Origin of the sequence: Paraburkholderia sp. SIMBA_053 (assembly GCF_046534895.1) — a bacterium.
GTDB classification, from domain to species: domain Bacteria; phylum Pseudomonadota; class Gammaproteobacteria; order Burkholderiales; family Burkholderiaceae; genus Paraburkholderia; species Paraburkholderia caledonica.
Window position 1 is genome coordinate 1 of the sequence record NZ_JAWRXU010000035.1, and the last position, 1,858, is coordinate 1,858.

A 1,858-nucleotide genomic window follows, 5' to 3' on the forward strand; every position below is an offset into this window, starting at 1 on the left:
CAGGTATCTATAGCGGTGCGGGGTTGACGCCGAGGGGCAAGTCGATGATGGAGCTGCTGGGCGCCTCGACGAAGTGATCGCGGGTCGACTTCGCACCATCGAATTCAATTGTATTTGATTTGAATCTGGGCGCAGGGCGAACGCCGAGGGCCAAGAGTATGAGGCCGGGCTTCCGTCGATCCAGACTCGCCGTTCAACTCCGCCCGCACACTCGCTGGTACCCTTGCCTGCGGGCACCGAGCCCAGCGACCTTAAGAACGTGGGAGAGCCCGCAAAGTTCGTCCCGACGATGTGAAGCCCATGGTTGCCGGGTTCGGGCTGGCGCAGGCAAGAGTAACGAGATGGTGGCGCATGAATCTGCAAAGTTCAAGCGGCCACGAATGAAACACCTGGCAGTGCTGCCCAGCATCGAGCCCTCTGATTCGTCGATAAGGAGAATAACAACTCATGGCTTCTATCAGCAATGCACCGGTGCATCACCGAACCGTCGGCATCGATCTGGCGATCAGTGCGGTACAGGTCGCGCAGATCTTCGATGATGGACGTGCGATTGGCAAACCGATCCGCTTTCGTTTGACGTCAACCGACCTCAGGCGTTTCGTGTCAGCCATTAAGAGCGGCGTCAGCGCGGAAACGCCGATCACTGCAGTGATGGAACCAACCGGAATGGCATGGTTTCCGGTGGCGAACTGGCTGCAGCGTGCCGGAATCAAGGTCATTCGCGTGAAGGGTCAGCGCGTGAAGGCGTTACGCAAATACCTCAGCGAGCATGCCAAGACCGATGCGGCCGACGCGCATGTGTTGGGCGCAATACCCGGCTTTGGCGGTCGTGGCCTCGACCCCGTTCATGTGCCCGGCCCCCAGCAACATGCACTACAACGACTGACCAAACAACGTCACCGATATCAGGAACTGGTATGTTCCTCGCGGCGCCGCGTTCTTGACCTTATCCGCTGGGCCTGCCCGACTCTTGAGCCTGCGTTACCCGATACAGTGACGCAGCTCACGTTGGCAATCCTCGGCGAGCTATTCGATCCGCGCAAGGTTGTCGCCATGCGACGCGATGTGCTCGCCCGGTTCCTCTCGCGGCACGCCTCGGGGAATCATCCCAAGAGCGGTCCATTCATCGATTCGCTGGTCGAGAAACTTAAGTCAGTTGCCGAGGAGACCATTGAGCTTCATGGTGATAGTGTCGATTTCGTTGCGCTGCAATTCGAGGTGGCACAGGAAGTCGAACACTTGCGCCTGTGGGACTGCCACGTCCGCGCGATAGAGCGTGAGGTAGAGCAGATCTATCAGCGGGTGCATCCTTCCGATGCGCTTCGATCCATTCCTGGCATTGGGGCGACTTTGGCTCCGCTGCTCATTGGCGTACTCGGCTACGCCAAGCGCTTCCGTAACGAGGATCACATCCGTGGTTTCTGCGGTATGTTCCCGACCAGGAATTCTTCCGGTGGCATTGAGAAGCCCGGGCAGAGGCTCACAAAGAGCGGCAGTGATCGCGTCAAACGGGCGCTGTACATCGCAGCAGACGTCGCACGCAAGATCGATCCAGATCTCGCCGCCGTGTACTGGCGCCTCATGGTCAATAAGGGGCATCACCACAAGCAGGCCATATGTGCTGTTGCCACGCGTTTGGTCAACCGAATCTATCGTGTCCTGAAGACTGGAGAGCCGTATGTACTTCGGGATCAGGAGGGAAACGCGATCACCGTCCAGCAAGGCAAGCGCATCGTCGCTGAGCGATTCACAGTGCCGCTCGAAGTTCGCCAGTCTCGAAGGAATCAGCCCATGCCAGAACCGGCGTAAAACGTCATTCGAAGACCGCGAACAAGCGTTGACAGTCGGTACGAGATCA

1 protein-coding gene is annotated in these 1,858 nt (G+C 58.5%); it reads left to right on the forward strand.

Going from position 1 to position 1,858, the window contains the following annotated elements:
- Window positions 1-447 precede the first annotated feature (447 nt).
- Window positions 448-1,809, forward strand: coding sequence for an IS110 family transposase (locus tag SB753_RS34325; RefSeq protein ID WP_410804476.1), 1,362 nt, complete (start codon window positions 448-450; stop codon window positions 1,807-1,809).
- Window positions 1,810-1,858: the final 49 nt, after the last annotated feature.